The 24,099-nt window shown below is 72.8% G+C and carries 20 protein-coding genes, 1 rRNA gene and 1 pseudogene; 21 read left to right on the top strand and 1 reads right to left on the bottom strand.

Annotation, left to right across the window (positions count from 1 at the left end; genetic code table 11):
* Nucleotides 1–6: 6 nt before the first annotated feature.
* The 4 genes from rrf (at nucleotide 7) to E1262_RS28770 (ending at nucleotide 2,688) form a co-directional block, all read left to right on the top strand.
* Nucleotides 7–123: ribosomal RNA gene (rrf, locus tag E1262_RS28785) — 5S ribosomal RNA — on the top strand.
* Nucleotides 124–588: 465 nt separating this feature from the next.
* Nucleotides 589–1,260, top strand: coding sequence for a hypothetical protein (locus E1262_RS28780; RefSeq protein ID WP_132107778.1), 672 nt, complete (start codon nucleotides 589–591; stop codon nucleotides 1,258–1,260).
* Nucleotides 1,257–1,898, top strand: a complete 642-nt coding sequence (locus tag E1262_RS28775) for a hypothetical protein (protein WP_132107777.1) — start codon at nucleotides 1,257–1,259, stop codon at nucleotides 1,896–1,898. Before E1262_RS28780 ends, E1262_RS28775 begins: the two co-directional genes overlap by 4 nt.
* A gap of 256 nt (nucleotides 1,899–2,154) precedes the next feature.
* Nucleotides 2,155–2,688 (top strand): single-stranded DNA-binding protein, encoded by a 534-nt coding sequence (locus E1262_RS28770; protein ID WP_132107776.1) that lies wholly within the window; start codon nucleotides 2,155–2,157, stop codon nucleotides 2,686–2,688.
* Here the strand turns inward: E1262_RS28770 and E1262_RS28765 are convergent.
* Complete coding sequence (locus tag E1262_RS28765) at nucleotides 2,653–3,885, bottom strand: DUF1015 domain-containing protein (RefSeq protein WP_132107775.1); 1,233 nt, start codon at nucleotides 3,883–3,885, stop codon at nucleotides 2,653–2,655. The two genes, E1262_RS28770 and E1262_RS28765, sit on opposite strands and share 36 nt — an antisense overlap.
* 84 nt (nucleotides 3,886–3,969) lie before the next feature.
* On the opposite strand from E1262_RS28765, the gene E1262_RS28760 reads away from it, so the two are divergent.
* The 17 genes and pseudogenes from E1262_RS28760 to murJ form a co-directional block, all read left to right on the top strand.
* The gene (locus E1262_RS28760; RefSeq protein ID WP_132107774.1) at nucleotides 3,970–5,064 is read left to right on the top strand and encodes an HAD-IIA family hydrolase; all 1,095 of its coding nucleotides are present in this window, start codon (nucleotides 3,970–3,972) and stop codon (nucleotides 5,062–5,064) included.
* A gap of 10 nt (nucleotides 5,065–5,074) precedes the next feature.
* A complete protein-coding gene (locus E1262_RS28755; protein WP_132107773.1) occupies nucleotides 5,075–5,305 on the top strand; it encodes a hypothetical protein in 231 nt (76 codons plus the stop codon).
* Nucleotides 5,306–5,312: 7 nt separating this feature from the next.
* Nucleotides 5,313–6,119 (top strand): TlyA family RNA methyltransferase, encoded by an 807-nt coding sequence (locus tag E1262_RS28750; protein WP_132107772.1) that lies wholly within the window; start codon nucleotides 5,313–5,315, stop codon nucleotides 6,117–6,119.
* On the top strand, nucleotides 6,116–7,045 hold the full coding sequence (locus E1262_RS28745; RefSeq protein ID WP_132107771.1) for an NAD kinase: 930 nt from the start codon (nucleotides 6,116–6,118) through the stop codon (nucleotides 7,043–7,045). Before E1262_RS28750 ends, E1262_RS28745 begins: the two co-directional genes overlap by 4 nt.
* 70 nt (nucleotides 7,046–7,115) lie before the next feature.
* On the top strand, nucleotides 7,116–8,861 hold the full coding sequence (gene recN / locus E1262_RS28740; protein ID WP_132107770.1) for a DNA repair protein RecN: 1,746 nt from the start codon (nucleotides 7,116–7,118) through the stop codon (nucleotides 8,859–8,861).
* Nucleotides 8,862–9,367: 506 nt separating this feature from the next.
* Nucleotides 9,368–12,295, top strand: a complete 2,928-nt coding sequence (locus E1262_RS28735) for a M36 family metallopeptidase (protein WP_132107769.1) — start codon at nucleotides 9,368–9,370, stop codon at nucleotides 12,293–12,295.
* A gap of 185 nt (nucleotides 12,296–12,480) precedes the next feature.
* Nucleotides 12,481–12,888 carry a hypothetical protein gene (locus E1262_RS28730; RefSeq protein ID WP_132107768.1) on the top strand — a complete coding sequence of 136 codons (408 nt, stop codon included), beginning with the start codon at nucleotides 12,481–12,483 and terminating at the stop codon, nucleotides 12,886–12,888.
* Nucleotides 12,889–12,985: 97 nt separating this feature from the next.
* Nucleotides 12,986–14,920, top strand: a complete 1,935-nt coding sequence (locus E1262_RS28725) for a hypothetical protein (protein ID WP_132107767.1) — start codon at nucleotides 12,986–12,988, stop codon at nucleotides 14,918–14,920.
* A 15-nt stretch (nucleotides 14,921–14,935) separates the two neighbouring features.
* Nucleotides 14,936–15,742: a hypothetical protein gene (locus tag E1262_RS28720; protein ID WP_132107766.1), complete on the top strand. Its 807-nt coding sequence runs from the start codon at nucleotides 14,936–14,938 to the stop codon at nucleotides 15,740–15,742.
* Complete coding sequence (locus E1262_RS28715) at nucleotides 15,739–16,161, top strand: RDD family protein (protein WP_132107765.1); 423 nt, start codon at nucleotides 15,739–15,741, stop codon at nucleotides 16,159–16,161. The genes E1262_RS28720 and E1262_RS28715 overlap by 4 nt, the downstream gene beginning before the upstream one ends.
* Nucleotides 16,162–16,173: 12 nt before the next feature.
* On the top strand, nucleotides 16,174–16,716 hold the full coding sequence (locus tag E1262_RS28710) for a potassium channel family protein (protein WP_132107764.1): 543 nt from the start codon (nucleotides 16,174–16,176) through the stop codon (nucleotides 16,714–16,716).
* Between the two features lie 46 nt (nucleotides 16,717–16,762).
* Nucleotides 16,763–17,182, top strand: a complete 420-nt coding sequence (locus E1262_RS28705) for an SHOCT domain-containing protein (protein ID WP_132107763.1) — start codon at nucleotides 16,763–16,765, stop codon at nucleotides 17,180–17,182.
* Between the two features lie 37 nt (nucleotides 17,183–17,219).
* Nucleotides 17,220–19,576 (top strand): annotated as a pseudogene (locus E1262_RS28700) (sulfatase-like hydrolase/transferase).
* 117 nt (nucleotides 19,577–19,693) lie between these two features.
* On the top strand, nucleotides 19,694–20,872 hold the full coding sequence (gene steA, locus E1262_RS28695) for a putative cytokinetic ring protein SteA (RefSeq protein ID WP_132107779.1): 1,179 nt from the start codon (nucleotides 19,694–19,696) through the stop codon (nucleotides 20,870–20,872).
* Between the two features lies 1 nt (nucleotide 20,873).
* Entirely contained in the window at nucleotides 20,874–21,854 is a 981-nt protein-coding gene (locus tag E1262_RS28690; protein ID WP_132107762.1) for a copper transporter, read from the top strand.
* A complete protein-coding gene (locus E1262_RS30680; RefSeq protein WP_162606135.1) occupies nucleotides 21,851–22,663 on the top strand; it encodes a hypothetical protein in 813 nt (270 codons plus the stop codon). The genes E1262_RS28690 and E1262_RS30680 overlap by 4 nt, the downstream gene beginning before the upstream one ends.
* 4 nt (nucleotides 22,664–22,667) lie before the next feature.
* Nucleotides 22,668–24,099, top strand: a 1,432-nt coding sequence (gene murJ, locus E1262_RS28685; RefSeq protein WP_132107761.1) for a murein biosynthesis integral membrane protein MurJ, incomplete at its 3' end; no start/stop codon positions are given.

The following is a 24,099-nucleotide window of genomic DNA, read 5'->3' as shown; positions in this document are numbered from 1 at the left end:
GAACGTGCCGGCGGTCATAGCGGCGGGGAAACGCCCGGACCCATTCCGAACCCGGAAGCTAAGCCCACCAGCGCCGATGGTACTGCCCCCCAGCGGGGGTGGGAGAGTAGGACACCGCCGGACACTTACCACGCGTGAGGCCCCGACCCAGTTTTGGGTACGGGGCCTCACGCATACCCACACCCGGTTCCCGCAACGCCCGGGGCGACCAGCCCTCACAGGCGCGGCCAATGCCTGGCAGGCGACGACACGGAAGCCGTCGGCCGCAACGCGCCCGCCCGCGTCGGATCCGTGTCCGCGCCGGAGCCCGCTACGGCACATCGGTGGCGGACAGGGGAGAATGTGGGTGACGACCTGAGGAACGAGAGGAATCATCGATGTCTGGTCCCGACCGCGAGAGCACGCCGGATCCGTCCGACGACGGCCGAGCTGGGCGAAGCGGCGGTGGCCGAGACGATCGGCCTGCCGGCGGGTCGCGCGGAGGCGCGTCCCGGCGCGGCTCCGAAGGTTCCTCCAACCCTGAACGTCAAGGTGGTGGCCGCGGTTCCAGCGACGATGCCCGTGGCGGAGGTCGTTCCGACCGCTCGCGTGCCGGCGACGACTCTGGCGGCGGCCGTTCCTCCGGCCGACGTCCCGGCGACGACTCCCGCGGCGGTGGCCGGCCCACTGGTGGCCGCTCGTACGGCGGCCGCTCCAGTGATGACTCCCGCGGCGGTGGCCGGCCCACTGGTGGCCGCTCGTACGGCGGCCGCTCCAGTGATGACTCCCGCGGCGGTGGCCGGCCCACTGGTGGCCGCTCGTACGGCGGCCGCTCCGGCGACGACTCCCGCGGCGGTGGCCGGCCCACTGGTGGCCCTTCGTCCGGCCAGCGTCCCGGCGACGACCCTCGAGGCCGCGGCCGCCGCGACGACCGAGGCGCCGATTCCGGCGGCGGGCGCCGGAGCGGCGCTGGTGGCGGCCGGCCGTACGGTCAGCGCTCCGGCGACGACCGGCGCGACGACTCTCGCGGCGGCGACCGGCCGTCCGGCGGCCGCGGTGGCGATCGCGGCTCCGACTCTGCCGGCGGCCGTTGGGGTGGTGACCGTTCGACCGGCCGCCCCGGTGGTGGCCGCGGTGGCGATCGGCCAGGCGGCGAGCGCCGCGGCGGTGGCACGCGCGGTGGCGCGTCCCGCGGACCGGCCGATGGCGACCGATCCCGGTCGGCTGCGGGACCGAGCAGTGCGCCCCGCGTCCCCGATCCCGTCGTCGACGAGGACGTGACCGGTCGCGAGCTCGACGAGGAGATCAGGTCCGAGCTCAGTGCGCTGTCCGGGCAGATGGCGGCTGCGGTGGCGCGGCACCTGGTGATGGCCCAGCGCCTGCTCGACGACGATCCACAGCTGGCCTACGAGCACGCGATGGCCGCGCGGCGCAAGGCCGGACGCATCGGCGTCGTCCGCGAAGCCGCGGGCGTCGCCGCCTACATGGCCGGCAAGTACGCCGACGCCCTGGCCGAGCTCAGGGCCGCTCGCCGGATGACCGGCTCGCCGGAGTACCTGCCGATGATGGCCGACGCCGAGCGTGGCCTGGGCCGGCCCCGGCGCGCCCTCGACCTCTCCCACGATCCCGCCGTCACCGGCCTCGACACCGCCGGCCGCGTCGAGATGCTCATCGTCGCGGCCGGCGCCCGCCGCGACCTCGGCGATCACGACGCCGCGGCCGTGTCGCTCCAGGTCCCGGAGCTGCGATCGAACGCGCGCGCGGAATGGGTCGCCCGCCTCCGCTACGCCTACGCCGACGCCCTGCTGGCCGCCGGCCGCGAGAAGGAGGCCCGCCGGTGGTTCCTGCGGGCCGCCGAGGCCGACATCGACGACGAGACCGACGCCGCCGAGCGAGCCGCCGAACTCAGCGGCGACTGACCGGCCACCCTGCCGCCCGGACACAGCCGCCCGGACACAGCCGCCCGGACACGGCAGCCCGGCCTCAGCGGGCCAGGGCCAGGCCGGCAGTGCGTCGGGCGTCCCGTCGCAGGAGGCGCCTGCACCCGCCGCTGTCCACAGCCCCAACCACTTCGTCCGCTCATCCACAATTCGGCATTCCACGGCTGCACGCCCCCTCGACCCCACCCCACCATTGGGGGCATATCCCGATCCTCATCAGCCGAAGGAGCCGAACATGAGCGCGAAGACGAAGCCGGTCGAGCATGCCAACGAGGTCCGGCTCGTCGGCAGGTTGTCCGTCGAACCGGAGGCGGTCATGCTGCCCAGTGGCGACGAGATCGTGACCACCCGCCTGGTGGTCCAGCGTCCACGCCCGCCGGCGGGCGTCCCGACCCCCCGCCGCGTCGACACCGTCACCTGCACGGCATGGGGGCCGGCGCAGCGACGAAGTCTGCGCGTCCTCGACGAGGGCGACACCGTCGAGATCACCGGAGCCCTCCGCCGCCGGTTCTGGCGCTCGGCCGCCGGGCCTGGTCAGAGCACCTTCGAGATCGAGGTCGAGTCTGCGAACCTCGTGGCCCGCCAGCCACCGCCGACACCGAAGAATCGTGCGGCGGCAACACCCGCGGCGGCCGCGAAGCAGCCGGACACCGGTCCACCTGACGAACGGGGCCAGGGGCCAATGCCGACCGCGAGGTCCCAGGCGACGGCTGGTGCCATGAGGGAAGAGAAGCTAGTGCTGGTCGGAGGTGAGGTCGCGCATCAGTAGCCCCGTCCACGGCTTCGGGCCGAACGACGTCGACTTGCGCGGCATCCGTTCGCCGCGGGCCGCCAGTGCCAGGACATCCGCCAGTGCGGGTGGGCGCACCAGCACAGCGACCCCGGCGTCGCGCCCGGCAGCGCGCAGGGCGTCGCGGCCGTCATGGTGGTAGGTCACGCGCGGATCGGCGTCGTCAACGTCCCACAGATAGGCCAGCAGGACGTCCACCAGCACGGCCGCGTCCAGTGCCTCCCAGCCGTCCGGGCGACCGGCCGGCGTGGCGTCGGCGAGCACAGACGGTCGCGGCGAGCGCAGCAGCACCTGGCGCTGCCCGTCGCCGATGACGAAGGCAGTGCCTCGCTCGGCCTCGAGCGCGGCGGTGGGGTCGTCATCGGCGGTCAGGTCGACGACGTCGAACACCTTGGCCGCTGCGGTCGCCGCCTCGTCGAGGGACAAGCCGGCGACGCTGCGGTGGATGCCGCGGAGCTCGAGTGGGTGCCGGGCGGCGTCGACCAGCAGAGCCAGGCCGTGGTCGGTGGCGCCGGCGACGGGGTCGGCGGCGTGCACGGCGCGGTACGCGGCGAACCGGTGGTGGCCGTCGGCGATCAGCGCGGTCCGGCCGGCCAGGTCCGCGGCGACGGCGGCCAGCGCGTCGGGCTGGTCGACGTGCCAGAGCCGGTGCGTCTCACCGGCGACCGTGAACTCCAGGTGCGGCACCGTGCCGGCCGCGTGGTCGACGACCTCGCTGGCCGCGCCGCCGCCGTCATACGTCAGCAGGATCGGCTCGAGCTGCATCCGGGTCGCGTTCATCAGCGCGGCGCGGTCGGCCACAGGGCCGGGAAAGGTGTTCTCGTGTGGAAGTACGGGTCCGTCGAGACCGACGCCACCCACCAGTCCGATCGCCGCGCCGCCGGCGGTCACGTGCTCGTAGACGTACAGCGCCGGAGCCGGGTCGCGGCGCAGCACACCCGCGTCCCGCCACTCCCGCAGCGTGCGCGCGGCCCGGGCGTACCGGTCGCCCTCGCCGGGCAGGGCGCGGGGGAGCGTCAGGTGGACGATGTTGTGCGGGTCGTGGGCCTCGAACTCGGCGAGCGCGCGTTCGCCGATCACGTCGTACGGCGGGCACACCATCGCGGCCAGGTCGGTGCCGGCTGCATACGTGGTCGCGCGGAACGGCGTCAGTCGCAGCGGCGGACCGGCAGTCATCTAGCGGATGGTACGCGGCCCGACGACACTCGATGAACCGCTCCGGCCGCCCGGTCACCACCACCGGGAGAACCGGCTGGGAGGATGGTTGCCGTGCAGCCCCTGACCCAGACCTATGACGTCGCCCTGCTCGACCTCGACGGTGTCGTCTACATCGGCGACCACCCCGTGGCGCACGCACCCGAGGCGTTGCGGCAGGCGCGTTCGGCCGGCATGCGGCTGGCGTTCGTCACCAACAACGCCTCCCGGCCACCGGAGCGGGTCGCCGCGCATCTCACCGAGATCGGCGTCGAGGCCCGGCCCGACGAGGTCGTCACGTCGGCGCAGGCGGCCGCCCGGCTACTGGCCGAGCAACTCCCCAGTGGCTCGAAGGTGCTGGTGGTGGGCGGCGAGGGACTCGAGGTCGCGCTGCGCGAGCAGGACCTCGTCCCGGTCTCCGGCGCCGACGACGGCCCGGTCGCCGTCGTGCAGGGGTTCTCGCCGAAGGTCGACTGGCCGATGCTCGCCGAGGGCACCTACGCCGTGGCGTCGGGGCTCCTGTGGGTGGCTACCAACACCGACCCCGTCGTCCCGACCGACCGTGGCCGCGCACCGGGCAACGGCACGCTGGTCGACGCCATCCGGACGGCCACCGGCCGCGAACCGGTCGTCGCCGGAAAGCCGGAGCCGCCGATGCACCGTGAGTCGATACTGCGGTCGCAGGCGAGGCGGCCGCTTGTGGTGGGCGACCGGCTCGACACCGACGTCGAAGGGGCCAACGCCGCCGGGGCGGACAGCCTGCTGGTGCTCACCGGCGTCACCGACCCGATCGATCTCGCGTTGGCGCCGCGGCGGCTGCGTCCGACCTACGTGGGGCGTGATCTGCGCGCGCTTCAGCAGCCGGCGGAGGCGTTGTCGGTCCGCGCGGGCGAGACGAAGGTCGGCGACTGGCACGCGGTCGTCGACGGAGGGACGCTGCGGCTCGCCCAGGTCACGGCCGGCTCGGCGGCGGAGGAGACCGGTCCGGGCGAGAACCACGCCGGCGAGGGCGGGCTCGACGCCTTGCGTGCGGCGTGCGGCGGCGTCTGGGCCGCGGCCGACGCAGCCGAGGAAGGCAGTGGCAGAGCCGTCGACCGGGCGTCGGTCCAGGCGGCGCTCGATGCTGCCCGAATCACCCGTGCTCCCGCGCGGCCGTACTAGCGTTACCGTCATGGAACTGACGGACGACGGCGGCACCGGCGACGCGCAGGTCGACGAGGCGGTGCGGACGCTCGAGGCACTCGACGGGCTGCCGGTGCACGAGCACGCCCCGCTGGTCGAGCAGGTCCATCAGGTGTTGCAGGACCGCCTGGCCGGAGAGCCCGACGCCCCGCTGGAGGGCGGGCCGACGTCCTCCGGCGGCGCGGCGGGCGAACCCGGTTCCGTCGACGGCGAAGGCTGACCGCCCGGTGCCACCTCGACGACGCCTCGATGCGGAGCTGGTGCGCCGTGGCCTGGCCCGCTCGCGCGAGCACGCCGCGACGCTGGTCGGCGACGGACGGGTGATGGTCGGCGGGCGGGTCGCGACGAAACCGGCGACGGCGGTCGATCCGGCGGACGCGGTGCTGGTGACGGAGCCGGCCGAGGGCGACGAGTACGTCTCGCGCGGCGGGCACAAGCTCGCCGGTGCGCTGGACGCGTTCGAGCCGGCCGGGCTGACGGTCGCCGGCAGACGGTGCCTCGACGCCGGCGCGTCGACCGGCGGCTTCACCGACGTGCTGTTGCGGCGTGGCGCGGCCTCCGTGGTGGCGGTCGACGTCGGGTACGGGCAGCTGGCGTGGTCGCTGCGGTCCGACCCGCGGGTCGAGGTCCACGATCGCACGAACGTCCGCGACCTGACTCCCGAGATCGTGGGCGAGCCGGTCGACGTCGTGGTGGGCGACCTGTCATTCATCTCGCTGCGGCTGGTACTCGGTCCGCTGGTCGAGGTGAGCAGATCGGACGCCGACTTCGCTCTGATGGTGAAACCGCAGTTCGAGGTCGGCAAGGACCGGGTCGGCAAGGGCGGCGTCGTACGCGACCCGGCGCTGCGGGCCGAAGCGGTCGTCGCGGTCGCCAGGGCGGCGGCCGAGCTCGGCCTCGGGGTCGACGGCGTCACCGCCAGCCCGCTGCCAGGGCCGTCCGGCAACGTCGAGTACTTCCTCTGGCTGCGGGCCGGCGCACCCGAGATCCGCACCGAGGACGTCCTGCGCGCAGTAGAGGAAGGGCCGCAATGACCCGCACGGTACTGCTCGTCACCCACACCGGCCGCGAGGAGGCCAGACAGATCGCCGCGAAGGTGATCGACAAGCTCAGCGCGTCCGGCATCGCGGTGCGCGTCATGGCCGACGAGCGGAACGACATCGACATCCCGGAGTCCGACAGCCGGGTCACCGCGGTCGTCGCCGAGGGCGATCCCACCGCTGCCGACGACAGCGAGCTGGTCGTGGTCATCGGCGGCGACGGAACGATCCTGCGTGGCGCCGAGGTCGCCCGGCCGAGCGAGACCCCGATTCTCGGCGTCAACCTCGGCCACGTCGGCTTCCTCGCCGAGTCCGAGGTCGACGACCTCGGGTTCACCGTCGACCACATCGTGAAGCGCGACTACGCCGTCGAGGAACGCATGACCATCGACGTCACCGTCCGGCACGACGGGGCGGTGATCGCGACCGGCTGGGCGCTCAACGAGGTCAGCGTCGAGAAGGCCAGCCGCGAGCGCATGCTGGACGTCGTCGCGGAGATCGACGGCCGGGCGCTGTCACGGTGGGGCTGCGACGGCGTCGTCATGGCGACCCCGACGGGGTCGACGGCGTACGCCTTCAGCGCGGGCGGCCCAGTGGTGTGGCCCGAGGTCGAGGCGCTGCTGATGGTCCCGATCAGCGCGCACGCCCTGTTCTCCCGGCCGCTCGTGGTCGCGCCCACATCGAGCATGGCGGTGACGATCCAGCACCGCACGCCCGGCGCCGTCCTGTGGTGCGACGGACGCCGCGCGGTCGAGCTGCCCGCGGGCGCCAGGATCGAGGTCTGCCGCGGGTCGCAGCCGGTCCGGCTCGCGCGGCTGCACGAGGCTCCGTTCACCAAGCGCCTGGTCGCCAAGTTCGCCCTGCCGGTCGAGGGCTGGCGCGGCGCCCGGCCACGACCACCGGGCCCGGCCCACCCGTGATCGTCCGACGTGACACCCGGGCGGCCGACATCCCGGACCAACCGCGCATCCACAGATAGGCTGAGGTCCCGTGCTCGAGGAAATCCGTATCCGTGGACTCGGCGTCATCGACGACGCCCAGTTGGAGTTGGGTCCCGGACTCACCGTCGTGACGGGGGAGACCGGCGCCGGCAAGACCATGGTGCTGACCGGCCTCAACCTGCTCATGGGCGGCCGCGCCGACGGCGGTGCCGTCCGCACCGGCACCAGCCGCGCGCTGGTCGAGGGCCGCGTCACCATCGACGCGGGCAGCCCGGTGGCCGAGCGGGCCGCCGAGGCCGGCGCCGAGCTCGAACCCGTCGAACCCGCGGGCAAGGGCAAGCAGAAGAAGGCCCGGGTCGAGCTGCTGCTCAGCCGCACAGTCATGGCCGAGGGCCGCTCGCGCGCCCACGTCGGCGGGACCAGCGCGCCGGTGAGCCTGCTCGGCGAACTGGCCGACGGCCTGGTCGCCGTGCACGGGCAGAGCGACCAGCAGCGGCTGCTGCGCTCGTCGCGGCAGCTCGGCGCGCTCGACCGGTACGCCGGCGCCGCCGTCGCCGAGCCGCTGGCCGAGTACGCCACGCGATACACCCGGCTGCGCACCGTCGAGGCGGAGCTCGAGGAGGTCACCTCCAAGGCTCGCGAGCGCGCCCAGGAGGCCGACCTGCTGCGCCTAGGCCTGAGCGAGGTCGAGTCCGTCGACCCGCAGCCCGGCGAGGACGAGGCGCTACGAGCCGAGGAGGCCCGGCTGGCGCACGCCGACGCGCTGCGCACCGCGGCCGTCGCAGCGCATCAGAGTCTCTCCGCCGACGACATCGGGCAGGACGAGGCCGACGTGCTCCGCCTGCTGGCCTACGCGCGGCAGGCCCTCGAGAGCGAGCGCGACCATGACCCCGAGCTGGCGGCGCTCGCCGACCGGCTGGCCGAGGCCGCCTACCTCGTCGGCGACGTCGCGGCCGATCTCGCGTCGTACAGCTCCGCCGTCGACACCGACCCCGAGCGGCTGGCCGAGGTGCAATCCCGCCGCGCGGCGCTCACCGCGCTGACACGCAAGTACGGCGAGACCATCGACGAAGTGCTGACCTGGGCCGAGGCCGGCTCGCGGCGGCTGCTCGAGCTCGACGGCGACGACGAGCGGGTCGCGGAGCTCGGGCAGGAGCGCGAGACGCTGCTGGCCGAGTTGGGCGACCTCGCCGCCACCATTACCAAGGCCCGCACCGAGGCCGCCGCCCGGTTCGCCGACGACGTCAGCGTCGAGCTCACCGCGCTCGCCATGCCGCACGCCCGCATCGTCGTCGAGGTCCGCCCGCGCGACGGCTTCGGCCCGACCGGCGTCGACGACGTCGAGATCCTGTTCACCGGCCACAACGGCGCCCAGCCGCGGCCGCTGGACAAGGGCGCCTCGGGCGGCGAGCTGTCCCGGCTCATGCTGGCCATCGAGGTCGTGTTCGCCGGCGCCGACCCGGTGCCCACGTTCGTGTTCGACGAGGTCGACGCGGGTGTGGGCGGCAAAGCAGCGGTCGAGGTCGGCCGCCGGCTGGCCATGCTCGCCAAGCACGCACAGGTCCTCGTCGTGACACACCTGCCGCAGGTCGCTGCTTTCGCCGACCAGCACCTGAAGGTCGTGAAGTCCGACGACGGCCGCGTCACCAGCAGCGGCGTCGAGACCCTCGACGACACCGGCCGGGTGAACGAGCTGTCGCGCATGCTGGCCGGCCTCGAGGGGTCCGCGTCCGCGCGGGCGCACGCCGAGGAATTGCTGGCGAAAGCGGCGAGCTCCAGAGCCGGCGCCCGCTAGCGAGCGATCGGACACCTCAGCCGAAACTGTGCGGTGATCGGTCGCACATTGAGCCTCGACGGTGTACGAGGACGTGGCTACATTGATAGGCGGATCTGCGTTATATGGCAGATCGGGGGGTGATGCCCCGTTTGTGCGGGTTTCGATGCCGACGTCCTCGCGGCAGTTCTCGGCCGTCACTCTCTGCTGCTGGCTGGGCCCGCGACCGTCAACTCCGCAGTGGTGTCGCTGGAGCATCTGAAGCGCCCCGGATGGGAGGTGAGGCATCGCCGCGTGCGACGGGCCGATGCCGCGACAGGTTCGAGCCCGTCGCGTTGCCGACACCACTCGGAGGCAGTTCGCGTGAGACCCACGCGACTCCCGCGCCCGGCCGTGTCTGTCCTGGTCCCGCTTCGGTTCCCGCCGCGATGCTCGACGGACCCATGGGGCGGTCCGCGGCCGTCGCTCGGGAGCGCCTCCTCACCCTCAGGCGTCGACGACGACGCCGATAGGGAGGCGAAGTACACATGCGCAGATCAATCAGAGTGTCCGGGATCGCCGCGGCCGTCGCGGTTGGTGCGCTGGTGCTGGCCGGCGCACCGGGCAGTCTTGGCGCCACCGACCAGAACGCGCCGGCCGCGAACGGGAGTGGCGTGCACGGTGACGGGCATAGGCCCAGGGACGAGGACCATCGGCGTGGAAAGATCGAACCCACGGCCCGGCAGCGTGACCTGGCCCAGGCGGTGCGGGCCCGGGCGCGCTGGAACAACCTCGGGACGCCCGGCGTGCTGGCGTCTACTGGCCGACCGCTCGGCGCCGGGCTGCCGGATGATCCGGTTGCGGCGGCCCGCGCCTACGTCGCCGCCAACCGCGAACTGCTCGGCCTGACCCCTCGAGCGGTGGGCTCGCTCGACGTGGTCACTGTCGCCCCGATGGGGGACGGGGCCGCCGTGCTCTTGCAGGAACGCTTCGGCGACCTGCCGGCGGGCTACGACGGACTGCTCGTGATCGGGGTACGTGCCGGCGAGGTCTTCTACGTCAGCGGATCGCTCGCGCGTGACACGCGACCACCCGCACCCGCGACGCTCTCAGCGGACGAGGCCGCCGCGATCGCCGCCCGGGACGCCGGCGTGAGCCCTGACTCCGTCCAGTCCGTCGAGCTCGTTGCGGTGCCGACCCCTGCGCAGGGTGCCCGGTCGGCCTACCACGTGCTGATCATCGGCGGCGCCGAGGCCGAGCCGACGGCCTTCTCGACCTATGTCGACGCGCGGGACGGCAGTGTCCTGGTGCGGGACGACCTGGTGGACAGTGATGTGGACAACCCCGAGTGGGAGGTCTTCCCCAACACGCCGCCGGTCGACTACTCCTCGGCCGACACACGGGTCCGCTGGTGCTTCGGCGCCGGTCCCGGGTGCGACGAGGTGGTCGGTACCCCCGCATCGCCGCTCGCGTGGGATGTCAAGGCGTCGAACCTCAAGTCGTCGGAGTCCACGTCCGGCAACAACTCCTTCGCCGTGCACAACTGGTTCACCAACGACCCGTTCGACGTCGGCAAGGAGCTGTCGACGTCCGCGACGCGCGACTACGTGTACCCCTGGACCAACCAGTGGTTCGAGGAGAAGTGCTCCCCGGCGGTCTTCGAGACGGCGGCACGCAACGACATCGACGCGGCGCGGGCCAACCTGTTCGCGATGCACAACCGCATGCACGACTGGTCCTACCACCTGGGCTTCACCGAGACCGCGTTCAACCTGCAAGACGACAACTTCGGCCGGGGCGGCAAGATGAACGACCCGGAGCAGGGCAATGCTCAGGCAGGTGGGGTGACCGGCGGACCGCCGGCGTTCGCCGCCCGGGACAACGCCAACCAGATCACGCCGCCGGACGGGCACCCGCCGATCACCAACATGTACCTGTGGCAGCCGATCGCCGGTGCCTTCTACGCCCCGTGCGTCGACGGCGACTTCGACATGAGCGTGATCGGGCACGAGTACACCCACGCGATCAGCAACCGCATGGTGGCGGGGCCGCGCAACGGCCTGGCCGGTCCGCAAGCGGGCGCGATGGGCGAGAGCTGGTCGGACCTGATGGCGATGGAGTACGTCAACGAGCACGGGTACGCCCCGGCCGGCGTGCGCGCCTTCACCATCGGCGAATACGTCACCAGCGACCCGCACGCGGGCATCCGCAGCTACAACATGAGCGACAGCCCGCTCAACTACAGCGACATCGCCTACGACCTCGTCGGGCAGCAGGTACACGCCGACGGCGAGATCTGGAGCGCGACGAACTTCGACATCCGGCAGGCGTTCGACGCCCGCTACGGTGCCGGCAATGCCGCGCTGCAGAAGGCGTGCGCCAATGGGACCACCGTGGTCACCGCGTGCCCGGGCAACCGACGCTGGGCCCAGCTGGTCTTCGACGCGTGGCTGCTCATGGCGCAGAGCAGGGTGAGCATGGTCGATGCCCGCGACGCCATGCTGGCCGCCGACATGATCCGCTTCGGTGGGGCGAACCAGGACCTGCTGTGGAACGCCTTCGCCGCTCGTGGTCTCGGCGACGGCGCGGTCAGCAACACCAACGCCGATCCGAACCCGACGCCGAGCTTCGTCTCCCCATTCGCCGATGAGGCGACGGTCACGTTCGCCCCCGTCGACGAGGGCGGCGCACCGGTGGCCGGCGCACGGCTGTTCCTGGGGCATTACCAGGCGCGGGCGGTCCCGGTCGCCGACACGGTGCCGGGAGCACTGACGAACTCGGTGGCGCTGGTTCCCGGTACCTATGAGTTCGTGGCCCAGGCGCCTGGTCGAGGCCTGGTGCGGGTCGGTCCCGTGGTCGTGTCCGCCGGGCAGGCCCTCGACCTGACCGTGACCATGCCGACGAACCTGGCCTCCGCCGCGGCGGGCGCGACGGCGACCGGTGACGGCGTGAACGTGGCTCGGCTGATCGACGACGACGAGGCGACCAACTGGGCGTCCTCGGGGCAGCCGGTGGCCGGCCGAGGCGTGAACGTCGACCTCGCCGGCGGCGCCCACGAGGTGACCCGAGTCCAGGTGAGCGCCATGCTGCGGCCGGCGATCACGGGCGACCCCGACCCGGGCGGGCAGAGCCGCTTCTCGGCCCTGCGCCAGTTCCGAGTGCTGGCGTGCGTGGCCGGGGGATCGGCCGACTGCTCGGACGCGGCCGACTTCACCGAGGTGTTCGTCAGCCCGGCCGCTGCCTTCCCGTCCATCGCGCCGCGGCCGCGGGCGCCGGAGCTGATCCTGCGGTCGTTCGACATCCCCAGCACGACGGCGACTCACCTGCGCTTCGAGGCGGTCACCAACCAGTGCACCGGTGCGCCGGACTACGCAGGCGAACAGGACGCCGACCCGCGGGCCGGCACCGACTGCACGACGAACAGCGCCCAGGCCCGCATCGTCCGGGCGGCGGAGTTCCAGGTGTTCACCGAGTAGCGCCGACGCTGAGCAGGCGTGTTGCCCCGGCCAAGGCCCACGGTCGGGGCAACCGGCCTGGTGATCGACGTCGACGTCAGGCTCGGCAGCCGTTCGTAAGAACCTCGTAAGGTTCCCGTAATGGACCTTCGGGATGGCCGCTCCTAACGTCGAGCATGTTCAGACCTCGGGTCAGGAGGTGCGCCATGCGCCGCGTCACCGCAACCCTCGCCGCAGCGGCAATGGCCCTGCCGGTCACCCTGATCGGCTTGCCGGCAGCTGCCGACAGCGAACGTGCCGCTGTCGGCTTCGGCCTGCTGTACCACGACGGCGACATCGTCAGGACCGTCATCACGCCCGCGTCGATACCCGGCAAGGGAGTCGACCCCATCTTCGCCATCAACGACGGCGTGGCGGAGCAGCTTGCGGTCACGTCGGTGGCACCGGGAACGCCCGGATACCACGGTGGCCGGTGGGCCGTGTACGTCGTCGACTGGAACGTCACGCCCTATCTGCTGACCTCGGACGAAGCCGTGGGGCTTGCGCAGTCGGAAGGAGACGTGACGGTCACCCGGATGCCGGCGGCGGATTTCGTCTGCCCAGTCACCGGCTAGCTGGGCACCGTCAGCGCGAGGTCCGACAACATCGCTGCTCGCAGGTCTATGGTGATCTCTACTCGTGGGGGGCGTGACACGGACCGAGGGGGCGCCCATGGTCGCGGCTCTGGTCGTCCTGCTGACGGTGGCGGCCACGGCGGCACCCGCGGCTGCCGAAGCGCCGCCGACGGACGGCGTTCGCCTGCAGGCCGAGCCGGCCGAGCAGGAGCTGGTCGAGCGATACGCGCCCGTCGTCCGGCTGCGCGAGCAGTTGGAGCCCTGCGGCGACGGCGAGCCGTACCTGCCGCTCTCCGTCGACGTCGTCATGGACGACGACGGCGTCGCGCTGCGCGGGCCGTGGACCACGGACGACCTGGTCGACATCGGGCCGAGCGCCGGCGCCCTAGGCGAGGGGTTGTTCGAGTACCACCTCGACTTCCCGGGCGACGCCCTCGATCCCGGCTGCGGCTACGAGCAGTGGGAACGCCAGATCGGCCGGGGCAGCGCGCCGACGGTGTACGGCCGCGTCGTGGAGGACGCCGCCCGGCCGGAGCAACTGGCGCTGCAGTACTGGTTCTTCTACGTCTTCAACGACTTCAACAACCTGCACGAGGGCGACTGGGAGATGATCCAGCTCGTCTTCGACGCCCGCGACGCCGAGGCCGCCCTCGACGTCGACCCCACGAGCGTCGGCTACAGCCAGCACTCCGGCGCCGAACGGGCCGCCTGGGGCGACGACAAGCTGCAGATCGTCGACGACACGCACCCCGTCGTGTATCCGGCGGAGGGGTCGCACGCGAACTTCTTCTCGTCCGCGCTGTACCTGGGCGCCAGCTCCGCGACGGGCGTCGGCTGCGACGACACGACCGCGCCGCACACGCAGCTGCGGCCGGACGCCGCCGTCGTCCCCACCGACGACTACGAGGCCGAATACCCGTGGCTGGGCTTCGAGGGCCGCTGGGGCGAACGCCAGGAGGCCTTTTACAACGGACCCACCGGCCCCAACATGAAGATCCAGTGGACCGCGCCGATCCGCTGGTCCGAGACCAGCTGGCGCGACGCCAGCGCGACCGTCCCGCTCGGCTCGTCGCTGGGGCCGAGCGCCACCGACGCGTTCTGCGGCGTCGTCGAGGGCGCCTCCGACGCGCTGCGCCAGCTGATCCGCAACCCCGCCGCCGTCCTGCTGGGGCTGGCCGCGATCGTCGTTCTGCTGCTGGTCATCGCGAGCCGGACCACCTGGACGCCCGGCGACCCGTACCCCGTCGCCGCGCGGCGCAGCTGGGGGCGCATACTCGGCGCCGCCCGCCGGATGTACACGCGGCACCCGCTGCTGTTCGCCGGCATCGGGCTGGTGTACCTGCCGGTCATGCTGGTGGCGGCCGGGCTGCAGTGGGTGCTGGTCGAGGCGGGCGAGCTGACGTCTCTCGTCGACACCGACGGCGACCAGAACGCGGCGACAGTGTTCGTCGTCGTGCTGGTGGGCGGTGCCATCTCGCTGCTCGCGTACTTCTGCGTCCTGGCCGCGGTGTCGTGGGCGCTGCGCGATCTCGACGCCGGCGGGCCGGTCAGCGTGCTCGGCGCGTACCGCGAGGTCAGACGGCGTATCCGCCCGCTGGCGCTGGTGGCGGCGCGGCTGGTGGTCGTCGTGTGGGTGCTGCTGCTGTTCGTGTTCACGGCGCCGCTGGCGCTCATATACGCCGTCCGCAACGGGTTCGCCGTCCAGGCCGTCATGATCGAGGATCGCCGCACCGGCGACGCGTTCCGCCGCAGCCGCGAGGTGGTGCGCGGGCAGTGGTGGCGCGCGACGGCGGTCGCCGCCCTGGTCGTCGGGCTGGGCGCGATCACCGGCCCGCTGGTCGGCATCATCCTGCTGCTGGTCTCGGACGGCTCGTTCGACGTCATCAACCTCATCACCGCGCTGGTGTACGTCGTGACGATCCCGTACGTCGCGCTCGTCCTCGGCTACCTGTACTACGACCTGCGCCTGAGCGCCGGATCACCTGAGGCGGGTGAGGACCGCTCCGACGTGCCCGCGGGAGCCTGGCCCTGAGGGTGAGGTGGCGCGATGGGCGCGAACGGGACGGCGGGCACCGGCCGGCCGGCGGCACTGCGGGCGGCCGGCCGGACCGGCCGGGTGGTCGCCGGGGCAGCTGGGCTCGCGATCCGCGCCCTGACGGAGCTGACCAGGACGCCGCCCGACGGGCCGAGCCGCGCCCGCCGCACCGCTGACGGCCTCGCCGCGCCGCCACCACCACCGGCGCCGTACTCGGTGAAGACGACGGCGGTCGTCCGGCTGACGGCCGCCCGGCTGGGCGAGGCGGCGCTCGGGCTGGCCACCGTCACGACCCGCCGCGCCCTGGACGTCGCCGCGGCCGCCGCGATGCCCGTCGAGGCCGCGGCCACGATCGTCGTCCGGACGGGCACGTCCATCGCCAGCCGGAACGGTGCGGCCGGGCGCATCGACCGGCTGGCCCGGATCGGCCGCGAGGAGCAACGCCGGAATGAACGTGAGGCGGCTCTGCTCCTCCGGTCGGCGTGGCGGCGGTCGATCGGCCGCGCCGTCGCGGCGACCGACGTCGACGCCGTCCTCGACGAGGTCGACCTGGACGCCGTCGTGCGCAGGGTGGACCTGGACGCTGTCGTCGTGCGGCTGGACATCCCAGCGCTGGTCGAGCGCGTGCTCGACGACATCGACCTGGGCCGGATCGTCCGCGAGTCCAGCGCCGGCATGGCCGCGGAGACGGTCGATGCCGTCCGGGTGCGTAGCGCCGGAGCCGACCGTGCGATCAACGGCTTCGTCGACCGGGTCGTGCTGCGCCGCCCGCCCCGCGACGCCGTCCCGGCGGCCGAACCCGGCCGAGCGCCGCCGTGACCGCCGCCGGTCTGGTGTCGCGGTGCGCTGCGTCCGTCGTCGACGTGGGCGTCGTCGCCGCGGCGACCACGCTGGCCGGCGTCGTCGTGAGCGGCATCCGCTACACGGTCGACGGGCCGCCGTTCACGTTCCCGCCGCTGCCCGGCTGGGCGTTCGGCGCGGGACATACGCTGCTGGTCGTCCTCTACCTGACCGCGGGCTGGACGCTCACCGGGCGGACGCCGGGCCAGCTGGTACTGGGCTTGCGCGTCATCACGGCCGACGGTCGCCCGCCCGGACCGCTGCGCGCTCTCGTCCGGGCGCTGGTCTGCGTCGTCTTCCCGATCGGCGTCCTGTGGGTGCTGGTCAGCAGCCGCACGCTCGCCGTCCACGACCTGGTGGCCCGGACGGTGCTCGTCTACGACCCGCCGCCCTGGTGAGGGAGGTCCGCCGTGGTCTCGTACGTCCTCCGCAGCATCGGCGTGCTGACCAGCGCGTTGCTGGTGTACTACGGCCTGCCCCTGACGCGTCCGGCCGAGCTGTCCGAGGTGGCCGGGTCCCTGGTGTTCATCGCCGGCGTGGCCGGGCTGATCCTGCTCATCGGCCACCAAGTGCGCAGGTTCGCCGCGCACATCAGCCAGGCACGGACCCGCGTGTTCGGGCTGCTGTCGGTGGTCTACGTCGTGGTCGTGTTCTTCGCGATGGCGTACTACCTGCTGGAACGCGGCGACGCGGATCAGTTCGACGGGCTGGCGACCCGCACCGATGCGTTGTACTTCTCGATCGTGACCCTCGGCACCGTCGGCTACGGCGACGTGCACCCCGTCGGCCAGGAGGCACGGATCGCCGCGATGGTGCAGATCGTCTTCGACCTGGTGGTCATCGGTGCGCTGTTCGCCATCGTGTCGTCGCAGATCGCCCATCGAATGAACCTCGTGCGGGCCGGCCACGGACGTGAGGACACCGAGCCGCCCGACATCACCCGCCAGGGGTGAGGGGGAGTGCGGTCCCGGGCTGCCACGCTGCGACTGGAGGTGGACCATGGACGACTACCCACTCCTGAACCTGTTCCTGACGATGCTCTGGTTCTTTCTGTTCATCGCCTGGATCTGGCTCCTGGTGACCCTGCTCACCGACGTGTTCCGCAGTGACGACCTGAACGGCTGGATGAAGGCGCTGTGGACGATCTTCATCCTCGTGCTGCCAGTGCTCGGCGCGCTGATCTACCTGATCGTGCGCGGATCGAGTATGACCGAGCGGATGGCGCGCGACTACCAGCGCCGCGACGAGGCGTTCCGCGAGTACGTCCGCGACGCCGCCGGTACCGACGGCGCGAGTACGCCGAGCACCGCCGACGAGCTGTCGAAGCTGGCACGGCTGCGCGACGAGGGCGTGCTGAGCCCGGACGAGTTCGCGGCACAGAAGGCGAAGCTGCTGCAGCCGCACCAGACCGCCGCCTGATGACACCGTCGGACACACCAGCGAGGAGAGCACAGCGATGGCGCTGGACGAGTACCCGGCCCGGCGGGCGTTCCCGGGTGTCATCGGACGGACGTTCGACGTGTCCGAGCCGGCCTGGCCGCAGCCGCGGCGGGCGGCCGAGGGCGCGCCGAACGTGCTGTTCGTGATCCTGGACGACACCGGGTTCGGGCAACTCGGCTGCTACGGCAGCCCGATCGAGACCCCGAACCTGGACCGGCTCGCGGCCGGCGGCCTGCGCTACGCGAACATGCACACGACGGCGCTGTGCTCGCCGACGCGTTCGTGCGTGCTCACCGGCCGCAACCATCATTCGAACCATCTCGCCGCCGTCACGGAGGTGTCGACCGGGTTCCCGGGATACGACGGCTACATCCCGTTCGAGAACGGCTTCCTGTCCGAGATGCTGCTCGAACACGGCTACAACACCTACGCCGTTGGCAAGTGGCACCTCACGCCCGCGGACCAGGGGTCCGTGGCCGGGCCGTACGACCGGTGGCCGCTGGGCCGCGGCTTCGAGCGCTGCTACGGCTTCATGGGCGGCGACACCCACCAGTACTACCCGGAGCGCGTCCACGACCATCACCGCGTCGAGCCGCCCCGGACGCCCGATGAGGGTTACCACCTCACCGAGGACCTCGCCGACCGGGCCATCGCGTTCATCGCCGACGCCAAGCAGGTCGCCCCCCGACCAAGCCGTTCTTCCTCTACTTCGCCACCGGCGCCATGCGTGCGCCGCATCACGTCCCGCGCGAGTGGGCCGATCGTTACGCCGGCGCCTTCGACGACGGCTGGGAGGCCTACCGGGAGCGCGTGTTCGCCCGGCAGCGCGAGCTCGGGCTCGTCCCGGCAGGAGCGGAGCTGTCGCGGCACGACCCCGACGTGCAGCGATGGGAGGACTGCGGCCCGGACGAGCGACGCCTCTATGCCCGCATGATGGAGGTCTTCGCCGGTTTCCTCACCCACACCGACCACCAGATCGGCCGGCTGATCGACTTCCTCGAGGACCTCGGCGAGCTGGACGACACGGTGATCATGGTGCTGAGCGACAACGGGGCCAGCGCCGAGGGCGGCCCGAGCGGCTCGGTCAACGAGAACAAGTTCTTCAACTTCGTGCCGGAGTCGCTGGAGCAGAACCTCGCCGCCATCGACGAGCTCGGTGGCCCGAAGCACTTCAACCACTACCCGTGGGGCTGGACGTGGGCCGGCAACACGCCGTTCCGCCGGTGGAAGCGCGAGACCTACCGCGGCGGCATCAGCGACCCGTTCATCGTGCACTGGCCGCACGGGTTCGCCGCGCGCGGCGAGGTACGCACGCAGTTCGCGCACGCCATCGACATGGTGCCCACGGTCCTCGACGCGCTGGGCCTGGAGCCGCCGGACCAGATCCGCGGCGTGACGCAGTCGCCGCTGGAGGGCGTCAGCTTCGCGCACACCTTCGACGACGTCGCCGCGCCGTCGAACCACGTCACCCAGTACTTCGAGATGATCGGCCACCGGTCCATCTACCACGACGGCTGGCGCGCGGTCTGCCCATGGCCGGGGCCGTCGTTCGCCGAGTCCGGGCGCGAGTTCGGCACCCCGATCACCGCCGAGACGCTCACCGAGCTCGACGCCACGGGCTGGGAGCTCTACCACGTGGCCGAGGACGTCGCCGAGAACCACGACGTCGCCCGCCGAGCACCGCGACAAGCTCATCGAGCTGATCGCCCAGTGGTACGTCGAGGCCGGCAAGTACCACGTGCTGCCGGTCGACGGACGGGGCCAGCAGCGCTTCGCCGAGCAGCGGCCGTCGATCGCGCCGCCGCGCACCCGCTACGTCTTCCGGCCGGGCACCCAGGAGGTGGCGCAGGACGCGGCGCCACGCATCGTGAACCGGCCGCACACGATCACCGCGCTGGTGACCATCCCGGACGACGGCGCCGAAGCGTGCTGGTCTCGCAGGGCGGCGTCGACGGCGGCTTCACGTTCTTCGTGCAGGACGGGCGGCTGCACTACGTCTACAACTACGTCGCCGACCAGGAGTTCCACGTGGTCTCCGACCGCCCCGTCCCGGCCGGCCGGCACGCGCTGAGCTTCGAGTTCGCGCCGACGGGCGAGCCGCGGCCGCTTGAGGGGAAAGGCGCTCCCGGCGTCGCGACGCCGTTCGTCGACGGCGAGCCGATCGGCTCCGGCGACCTGCCGGTGACCATACCGATCACCATGGGACTGGCGTCCGGGATCGCGGTCGGCTCGGACGCCGGGTCGCCCGTCACCGCTGTCTACCGCAGCCCGTTCCCGCTCACCGGCCTCATCGACCGTGTGGTCTACGACCTGTCCGGCGACGGCGTCGTCGATCATGCGGCGGAGATCCGCATCGCGCTCGCGCGCCAGTGACCCGGGAGCCCGGGGCTCGGGCCGGCGGGGCCCGGGCGAACGGCCGTCAAACGGCCAACACACATCGCACCGATGCGGTGTTACGCGGCCGGACATGGCAGGATTCGCTTGGTGAGGATGCCTGCACTGCGCCGTCGCAAGCCCGATGACCTGCCCGGGGTCAGCGGCGTGGTGCGCCTCGACCACCGCACGAAAAACCTCACAAAACGCCTCAAACCAGGCGAGATCGCCGTCATCGACCACCTCGACCTCGACCGCGTCTCCGCCGAAGCGCTCGTCGCCTGCCAGGCCGGCGCGGTCGTCAACGTCCGCCCGTCGGTCAGCGGCCGCTACCCGAACCTCGGACCCGACATCATCGTCCGGGCCGGCATCCCGCTGGTCGACGACGTCGGGCCCGACCTGTTCAGCGCCGTCAAAGAGGGCGAGCGGCTGCGCGTCGACGGCACCACGCTGTACCGCGACAGCACCGGCGAGGCCGTCGGTGCCGGCATCCGGCACGACGAGGAGAGCCTCGCCAAGCTGATGAGCGCGGCCCGCGAGGGTCTGTCCGCGCAGCTCGAGGCATTCGCCGCCAACACCATGGAGTTCCTCAAGCGCGAGCGCGAGCTGCTCCTCGACGGCGTGGGCGTGCCCGAGATCCGCACCGACCTCGACGGCCAGCATGTCCTCATCGTCGTGCGCGGGTACGACTACAAAGAGGACCTCGCCACGCTGCGGCCGTACATCCGCGAGTACGACCCGGTCCTCATCGGCGTCGACGGCGGCGCCGACGCGCTACTCGAGGTCGGGCTGAAGCCCGACATGATCGTCGGCGACATGGACTCCGTGTCCGACGACGCCCTGTCCAGTGGCGCCGAGCTCATCGTGCACGCCTACCGCGACGGCCGCGCGCCGGGGCTGGGCCGGCTGGAACGCATGGGGCTGTCGGGGGTCCCGTTCGCCGCCACCGGCACCAGCGAGGACATCGCCATGCTGCTGGCCGACGACAAGGGCGCCAGCCTCATCGTGGCCGTCGGCACACACGCCACCCTGGTCGAGTTCCTCGACAAGGGCCGGTCCGGGATGGCCAGTACCTTCCTCACCCGGCTGCGGGTGGGCAGTAAGCTCGTCGACGCCAAGGGCGTGAGCCGGCTCTACCACAGCAGCGTCCCGACGTGGATGCTGGCCGTGCTCGTCGTCGCGGGCATCACGGCGGTCGTGGCCGCCATGTACTCGACCCCGACCGGCCAGGCCTACCTCGACATCGTGGGCTCGTGGTGGGACCGCTTCTACTTCTGGGTGCAGGGACTCTTCTGACGTGATCGACTTTCGCTATCACCTGGTCTCGATCATCGCCGTCTTCTTCGCGCTGGCGGCCGGCATCGTGCTCGGCGCGGGCCCGCTCGGCGACACCGTCGACGACACGCTGGCCGAGCAGACCTCACAGCTGCGCGACGAGAACCGCGAGCTGCGCCAGCAGCTCGAGGCCACCGAGGCCGACACCGCCTACCAGCAGGCGTTCCTTCAGGAGGTCACGCCGCGGCTGGTCACCGGCCAGCTCGAGGGTGAGTACGTCGGCGTCATCGCGCTCCCGGGCGCCGACGAGGAGACCGTCTCCGCCGTGCGCGACACCCTCGCGCAGGCCGGCGCGACGGCCGAGCTCACCGTCCGCATCGAGCCGACGTGGACCGACCCCGATTCCGAGCCGGTGCTCGACGAGCTGGCCACCGACCTCGTGTCGTCCGGCACCGAGCTGCCGACCGAGGGCGGCGGGTACGCCCGCGGCGCCGCGGTGCTGGCCGCCGCCCTGATGGCGCCGCCGGCCGAGGCCGGTGCCTCGCACGAGACCATCGACACCGCCACCGTCACGGCGTTCGAGGAGTCCGAGCTCATCACGCTGGAGCAGGACGCCTCGGTGGCGCCGTCGCTCGCGGTGCTGGTGGCCGGCAACGTCTCCGGAGACGACGCCGGCGACCGGCTGGACCGGCTGGCCACGCTCGTCACGAACATCGACGCCGCCGACGCCGGCACCGTCGTGGCCGGTCCCGCGTCGACGGCCGAGGACGGCCTGCTGCGCACCATCCGCGACAACGGGGACATCGCCGACGTCGTGTCCACCGTCGACTCCGTCGACCTACCCAGCGGCCGGGCGGCCGTCGTCTTCGCGGTGAGCGAGCAGGCCGAGGGTGGCTCCGGCCAGTACGGCGTGGTCGGCGAGACCGACGGCGCGCTGCCGCCGGTGCCCGAGGAACCCGGCGACAGCGTCACCGACGCGGCGACGGAGGGGAGCTCGTCGTGAAGCGCATCGTCGGCTCGTTGGTCGCGGCCGGTGCCGCTGGCGCCGTCGCCTGGCTGGCGGCGCGCAAGGTCGGTGCGGCCGAGCCAGGCGGCGCCGAGCGCTGGGAGCGCAAGAACTTCCGCGGCTCGACGGTGACGCTGGCCGCCGGCCCGGCCGTCGCCGCCGGTGCTGCCGCAGGCATCGCCGTCGCGCCGGGGCTGCCGGCGCGGGCCCGCACCGCGGGCGTGACCGCCGCGGTCGCCGTCGGCGCCGTGGGCCTCTACGACGACCTGTTCGGCACGACAGCCAGCAAGGGCCTGCGCGGCCACCTCAGTGCGCTCCAGTCCGGCGAGGTGACCAGCGGCGTCGTCAAGATCGGCGTCATCGGCGCGGCCGGCGTCATCGGCGGCGCGCTGGTCAGCGACAACGTCGTCGACGCCGCTGTCGGGGGCGCCGCGATCGCCGGTCACGCGAACCTGCTCAACCTGCTCGACCTGCGGCCCGGGCGGGCCAACAAGACCGTGCTGCTGCACTCGCCGGCCGTCCTGGGCGGGCCCGCGGCACCGGTCGGGGCGGCCGCCGTCGGCGCAGCGTTGGCCATGCTCCCCGACGACCTCGGCGAGCGGACCATGCTCGGCGACGCCGGCGCCAACACGCTCGGCGCGCTGCTCGGGCTGGCGCTGGTCGCCCGCGAGGGCCGGGTCGCGCGGCTGGCGCACCTGGCCGTCGTCACCGGCCTGACGCTGGCCAGCGAGAAGGTCAGCTTCACCAAGGTCATCGAGCGCACTCCGGTGCTGCGCGAGCTCGACGGCCTCGGCCGACGCAGCTGACGCGGTGAGCGCGCGCCGGGTCGCCGCGGGGGCGGCCGCCGGGATCGCCGGGGGCGCGGCGCTGATCGCCGTCGTCAGCGTGCTGGCCCGGGTGGTCGGCTTCGGCCGGCAGCTGGTCTTCCAGTCCCAGGTCGGCGAGACCCTGCTCGGCAGCGTCTACGCGACCGCCAACGCGATCCCGAACGTCGTCTTCGAGATCGTCGCCGGCGGCGCGCTGGCCGGTGCCGTCGTCCCGCTGCTGGCCGCCGCGGCCGGGCGGGGCGACCGCGAGCACGTCCGGCAGACGGTGTCCGCGCTGCTCGGCTGGACGCTGGTGCTGTTGGTGCCCGTCGCGCTGCTCGGCGTGCTCGTCGCCGGGCCGCTGATGGAGCTGATGCTCGGCGGCGCCGGCGGCTCCGAGGGCGTCGACGCCGGACGCGCGATGCTGCTGCTGTTCCTGCCGCAGATCCCGCTGTACGGCATCGCCGTCGTGACCGCAGGCACGCTGCAGGCGCACCGGCGGTTCCTGGCGGCGGCGCTCGCGCCGGTGGTGTCCAGCGTGGTCGTGGCCGCGGCATACCTGACATTCGGCGCGGTGTTCACCGGCGACGCGAACGACCTGTCCACGTTGGACCGGCGCGACGAGCTCGTGCTGGCGGGCGGGACGACGCTCGGCGTGCTCGCGCTGGCGCTGGCGACCCTGCTGCCGATGCTGCTGCGGGTGACCGGGCTGCGGCCCACGCTGCGGTTACCGGACGGTGTGCGGCGGCGGGCGGTGCTGCTGGCCGGCGCCGGGCTGGTGACGCTGGTGGCGCAGCAGCTGGCGTACCTGACGTCGTACCTGATGTCGAACGAGCACGGCGGCACCGGCGGCGCGGTGACGTACCTGAACAGCTGGATGGTGTTCCTGTTGCCGTACGCGGTGCTGGCGGTCCCGATCGCGACGGCGGCGTTCCCGCGGCTGTCCGAGCATGCCGAGACGTCGCGTTCGTCGTATGCCGACGTGCTCGCGCGGTCGACCAGGGCCGTCGTGCTGGTGTCGCTGCTGGGCGCCGCCGTGCTGACCGCGGTGGCCTGGCCGGTGGCCCGGTTCTTCGCGGCCATCGGGGCCGGCGACGCGCCGCCGGAGCGGATGGCGTGGGCGCTGGTCGCGTTCGCGCCCGGGCTGGTCGGCTACGGGCTGGTCGCGCACCTGGGCCGGGCGCTGTACGCCCGCGGCCGGGGCAAGACGTCGGCGGCCGCGACGGCGGGCGGCTGGCTGGTGGTCATCGCGCTGGCGGTCGCGCTGACGTCGTCGGTGGGTGAGGACGGGACGACGGCGGCGCTCGGCGTGGCGCACACGGCCGGGCTGAGCGTGGCCGGCGTGCTGCTGCTGGCCGGCGTCGTGCGCGACTCCGGCGGCGTGGCGCTGGCCGGGGTGGCGCGGACGTTCGTGGTGGGCACGGTGGCGGCCGGGG

The organism is Jiangella aurantiaca (assembly GCF_004349105.1).
In the GTDB taxonomy this organism is placed as follows: Bacteria; Actinomycetota; Actinomycetes; order Jiangellales; family Jiangellaceae; genus Jiangella; species Jiangella aurantiaca.
Note: the sequence above shows the minus strand (reverse complement) of the source record. Positions and strands in the feature narration are given on the sequence as shown.